Source organism: Methylobacterium sp. A52T (genome assembly GCF_053346095.1).
On the sequence record NZ_JBKFBI010000239.1, the window covers coordinates 1 to 4709 of the forward strand.

At 72.5% G+C, this 4709-nt stretch carries 6 protein-coding genes; 3 read left to right on the forward strand and 3 right to left on the reverse strand.

All coding sequences use genetic code 11. The features are described from left to right. Both ACLBYE_RS29650 and cysS read right to left on the reverse strand, forming a co-directional pair. The coding region (locus tag ACLBYE_RS29650; RefSeq protein WP_447696901.1) for a trypsin-like serine protease at positions 1 to 443 on the reverse strand (443 nt) is incomplete at its 3' end. 119 nt (positions 444 to 562) lie between these two features. Next, positions 563 to 1960: a cysteine--tRNA ligase gene (gene cysS, locus ACLBYE_RS29655; RefSeq protein WP_447696902.1), complete on the reverse strand. Its 1398-nt coding sequence runs from the start codon at positions 1958 to 1960 to the stop codon at positions 563 to 565. Positions 1961 to 2270: 310 nt separating this feature from the next. Between cysS and ACLBYE_RS29660 the strand changes: the two genes are divergently transcribed. Next, complete coding sequence (locus ACLBYE_RS29660; RefSeq protein ID WP_042672904.1) at positions 2271 to 2618, forward strand: hypothetical protein; 348 nt, start codon at positions 2271 to 2273, stop codon at positions 2616 to 2618. Between the two features lie 62 nt (positions 2619 to 2680). Here ACLBYE_RS29660 and ACLBYE_RS29665 read toward each other — a convergent pair whose 3' ends face one another. After that, the gene (locus ACLBYE_RS29665) at positions 2681 to 3193 is read right to left on the reverse strand and encodes a CreA family protein (protein ID WP_020092910.1); all 513 of its coding nucleotides are present in this window, start codon (positions 3191 to 3193) and stop codon (positions 2681 to 2683) included. A 160-nt stretch (positions 3194 to 3353) separates the two neighbouring features. On the opposite strand from ACLBYE_RS29665, the gene ACLBYE_RS29670 reads away from it, so the two are divergent. Together ACLBYE_RS29670 and ACLBYE_RS29675 are read left to right on the forward strand one after the other, a co-directional pair. Continuing rightward, positions 3354 to 4436, forward strand: a complete 1083-nt coding sequence (locus tag ACLBYE_RS29670; protein WP_447696903.1) for a DUF2865 domain-containing protein — start codon at positions 3354 to 3356, stop codon at positions 4434 to 4436. Between the two features lie 37 nt (positions 4437 to 4473). Further along, the coding region (locus ACLBYE_RS29675; protein ID WP_447696904.1) for a hypothetical protein at positions 4474 to 4709 on the forward strand (236 nt) is incomplete at its 3' end.

Below are 4709 nucleotides of genomic sequence, written 5' to 3' on the forward strand. Positions count from 1 at the left end.
CGCAGGACCGCGAGGTCGAGGGAGAGGTCGGAGAGGCTGACGCCCGACGCCTCGTTCGGCAGCATCTCCCCCGGATCGGGACTGTAGCGGGCGGCGACCCGCGCCCCGTAGACCGGCCGCGCCGGCTCGCTGCCGCGGAAGAACACCACCAGCGCGCCGAGCGGATCGCCGTTCACGCAATGGGCCGCGGTGAGCACGAGATCCGGCGCGATGAGCACGCCGGTGCAGCGGGTCAGCTTCAGCGCCTCCTCGGGCTGGGTGATCGTGCCGATCGCCACGGTGGCCTGCGCCAGGGCATCCCGGCCGGCGGCCGAGCCGCCGTCGATCGCGGCGGCCGGGCCCGACAGGCCCAGACCGAGGGTGAGCGCCGACGCGGCGGCGGCGCGCCGCGCCCCGGTGGTGGTCCGGAAGGTCGTCCCGAAGCTGGTCCCGAAGCTGATCACGTGCTGCTCATCTCCGCCGCGAGCCCCCGGACCACAGATGCCGCCCGCGCGGCGTCGCGCAAGCGGGCGCGAGGACGCGGCCGCCGTCACGTCCGTGTCATCGGCGGCCGGCTCAGCAATCAGCGCGCCACCGTCCAGGTCGTGGTGCCGTCCTTGTTGTCCTTCACGGCGACGCCCATCGCCGCGAGGGCGTCGCGCGCCCGGTCCGAGGCGGCCCAGTCCTTGGCGGCCCGCGCCGCGCGGCGCTCGGCGATCAGCGCCTCGACCGCCGCGACGTCGACCCCGGACGCCGCGACCTGATCCTGCTCGCGGTCGCTGCGGGTGCGCGCGAGGAAGCCCAGCAGGTTCGCGCCGGCGCGCAGCGCCCCGGGCTGCGCCTCCGCACCGCTGCCGAGCCGGTGCAGCTCGTTGATCGCCGCCGGCGTGTTGAGGTCGTCGCAGAGCGCCTCGACGACCCCGGCGGGGATGTCGGGCGCGGCGGGGGCGTCGCCGGCGGCGTTGTACCAGCGGTCGAGCACGCGGGCCGATTCCTCCAGGCCGCGCAGGGTCCAGTCGATCGGCTGCCGGTACTGGGTCTTGAGCATGGTGAGGCGCACGACCTCGCCCGGCCAGTCCTTGAGCACGTCGCGGACGGTGATGAAGTTGCCGAGCGACTTCGACATCTTCTCCCCCTCCACCTGGAGGAAGCCGTTGTGCAGCCAGACGTTGGCCATCACCGGCGTGCCGAAGCAGCAGCGGGACTGCGCCACCTCGTTCTCGTGGTGCGGGAAGATCAGATCGATGCCGCCCGCGTGGATGTCGAAGGTCCGGCCGAGATGCTTGGCCGACATGGCCGAGCACTCGATGTGCCAGCCCGGGCGGCCGGCGGCGGCGATGCCGGCCGGCGACGGCCAGGACGGCTCGCCGAGCTTGGCGGGCTTCCACAGGACGAAGTCGAGGGGCGAGCGCTTGTAGGGTGCGACCTCGACCCGGGCCCCCGCCTCCATCTCGTCGAGGGGCCGCTTCGACAGGCCGCCGTAATCCGGCATCGAGGGGACGTCGAACAGCACGTGGTCCTCCGCCACGTAGGCGTGGCCGGCCCGGACCAGGGCCTCGATCATCGTCACCATCTCGGCGATGTGGTCGGTGGCGCGGGGCTCGACGAAGCGGGCTCGCGCGCCCGGCACGTTCACGTCCTCCGGCATGAGCACGCCGAGGTCGCGCACGTCGCAGTGGAACTGCGCCAGAGTCCCGTCGGTGAGTTCGCGGATGGTGATGCCGCGCTCGGCCGCCCGGGCGTTGATCTTGTCGTCCACGTCCGTGACGTTGCGGGCGTAGGTGACGTGCTCCGGCCCGTAGAGGTGGCGCAGCAGGCGGAACAGCAGGTCGAAGACGATGATCGGCCGGGCGTTGCCGATATGGGCGGCGTCGTAGACCGTCGGGCCGCAGGCGTAGACGCGGACATGCTGCGGGTCGATCGGCGCGAACGCCTCCTTGGCGCCGGTGAGCGTGTTGTAGAGCCGCAACATCGGCGCCATGAAACCCATCCCTTCTCCGGCGCCGGGGATGACGTCCGGCCCGGAGCCGTGGCCGGAAATCCGGCCCTGCCTTCAACGACCTGAGGGCCCCGCGCGGCGAAGAGCGGCCGAAACGTGGCGGATCGGCCAGCCCCGGCACGGCACCCTGTTGCATCGCGGCGACGGCGCGGCCCGCGCGATGGGGCTAACCCAAAAGCGTGAGGAATTCGAGATGGCTTGCGCGCCATGCGGGTAAGGCTTCCTTAACCGCGCCGTCGGACCGTCCGGGCCACGATCCTCACGCCACAGATCCTGTGCCCAAGGACAATCCATGCGACGCTCGGCCGTTGGTTCCCTCGCTCTCGCCACCGTTCTCGCCTGCGCGGGCCTGACCCACGCCGCGCTGGCCGGCACCGACGGCGAGACGCCCGCGAAGGCGCCGGCCCGCGTCGAGAAGACCTTCCTGATCCCGTCGAGCGACGGCTACGGCGTCGGCGAGTGCCTGACGACGCCGGGCAGCGCCTGCGGCCAGGTGGTCGCCAACGCGTGGTGCGAGGCCCAGGGCTACGCCGCGGCGAACTCCTACGGCGTCGCCGCCGCCGACGAGTATACCGGCGCGATCAGCCAGCCGGTCCCGGCGCCGTCCGAGCGCCCGATCCGGATCACCTGCCAGGACTGAGCCGGCCGCGGACGGCCCGTCGCCGGGCCGCCGCGCGGAAGGCTCACGTCACCGGGCGCCGCTCACTTCATGAAGTCGGCGCATTTCTGCGCCGGTTCGGTGCCCCAGGGCGCCAGCGGCACCGCCGAGGTCGAGTTCTTCGGCGAGCCCTGAATGACCTTGTCCGAGTAGACCATGTAGATCAGCGTGTTGCGCTTCGCGTCGCAGCCGCGAACGATCTGCATCGACTTGAAGATCAGCGACCGGCGCTCGCTGAACACCACCTCGCCCTGGCTGAGCTTGCCCTTGAAGGCGATCGGCCCGGTCTGCCGGCAGGCCAGCGAGATGTCCGAGACATCCTCGGCCAGGCCCAGCGTGCCCTTGATCCCGCCCTTCTCGGGCTGGGTGTACCAGCACGACACGCCCGAGACCGCCGGATCGTCGACGCCGTAGACCACGAGCTTGTCGTTGGGCGTCAGCGGCCGCCAGACCGTCGACTTGTCGAAGATCCGGTCCGGCTCCTGCGCCGCGGCCGGACCGGCCGCCGCCAGGCCCAGTGCGAGAAGCCCAACATAGGTGAGACTCCGAAACAACATCGCCGGTCAATTCCCCCTCACGCTTGCGGGCCGGATGTAGGAGGGGTGTCGCGGTCTTGCGAGGGGGCGTAGAATGGTCCCGCTTCCGTCCCGAAGCGCGGATGCGCGCGGGCTCCGGATACTCCGGATCGCCGCGCACCCGATCAACGCGATGCAGCCTATGCCTCACCGCCCGATCGTCCGTACGCTCGGCCGCCTCGTCCTGAGCGCGGCCATAGCCCTCGGACTGTCCTCTCCGCTCGCGACCTCTGCCGGCGCGCAGGAGGCCGCGCCCGCCCCGGCGCCCGCCGAGGCGCGGCCGGCGCCGCAGTTGCCGTCGCCGCAGTGCCGGCGCTACCGGGCGGAGCTGGCCTCGCTCCAGAGCGGCGCCAGCACGACGCGCGCGCTCAACGACGAGATCGGTCGGCTCGAAGCCTATTTCCGCGGCCTGAACTGTGAGGGCGGCAAGTTCCTGTTCTTCGACACGCGGCCGCCCCAGTGCGGCGCGGTGGAGCAGCGCATCCGCGCGCTCAAGGCCACCTACGGCGGCGCCGTGATCGACGACAGCGGCGCCCGGAAGCGCGAGCTCCAGGGGCTGGTCGCCTCCACCTGCCCGCCGCGCGAGGCCTATGCCGGCTCCGGTGAGGCCTACGGCCGGGGCGGCCCGCAGATGGTCTGCGTGCGCACCTGCGACGGCGGCTACTTCCCGATGAAGAACCTGCCAGAGGGCCGCGGCGGCGCCGACGAGATGTGTCAGGCGCTCTGCCCGGGGACCGAGGCGCAGGCCTATTCCATGCCGTACGGCGACGACGCCCTGAAGCACGCCGCCACGGTGAAGGGCAGCCGAGCCTACACGAACCTCGCCAACGCCTTCAAATTCCGCAAGGAATTCGTGCCGAACTGCTCCTGCAAGCCGGAGGGCAAGTCCTGGGCGCAGTCTCTGGTGAAGGCCGAGAGCATGCTGGTCCGGCACAAGGGCGACATCTTCGTCACGCCGATGCAGGCGGAGGCCCTGTCCCGGCCGAAGGTGCGCCTGACCCTCGTCGGCCGGGCCGACCGGACCGCGGCGGAGCTCGCCGCCGATGCCGCAGGCCGCGCGGGCGTCGATACGAAGGGCGGCGCGGGACCCGGCCGCGACGAGGCGGCGAAGGACCAACCTGCCGCGGCCGACGGCACGAAGGCCGCGGAGGCCAAGCCGGATCACGTTGCCGTGCGCATCATCGCGCCCGACGTCATCGCGGTGCCCCAGCGCCTCACCCCCTGAGGCCGGTTCCGCGCCGACGGGCGCGGAACCATACGCGATGTCCGGTGTTCGGCTCGGCCTGAACCGACACGAGACCGCGATGCGCCTGCTCCGCCTGATCCTCCTCACCGGCACGGTGCTGCCGGGCCTGACGCTCGTGCAGCTCGCCGACGCCGCGCCGGGCCGGATCCAAGTGGCGCAGGGCGGACCGGACGAGCGCGGCCCCCGCGGCGGCGAGCCCCCGCACGGCGGCCCGCGCCCCGAGCGGCCGCCGCAGGAGCGTCCCGGCCCGCC

Coding starts and splice junctions, on each gene's coding strand:
- ACLBYE_RS29660 (WP_042672904.1), top strand. CDS start 2,271: ATGCGACGCTCGGCCGTTGGTTCCCTCGCTCTCGCCACCGTTCTCGCC.
- cysS (WP_447696902.1), bottom strand. CDS start 1,960: ATGGCGCCGATGTTGCGGCTCTACAACACGCTCACCGGCGCCAAGGAG.
- ACLBYE_RS29670 (WP_447696903.1), top strand. CDS start 3,354: ATGCCTCACCGCCCGATCGTCCGTACGCTCGGCCGCCTCGTCCTGAGC.
- ACLBYE_RS29665 (WP_020092910.1), bottom strand. CDS start 3,193: ATGTTGTTTCGGAGTCTCACCTATGTTGGGCTTCTCGCACTGGGCCTG.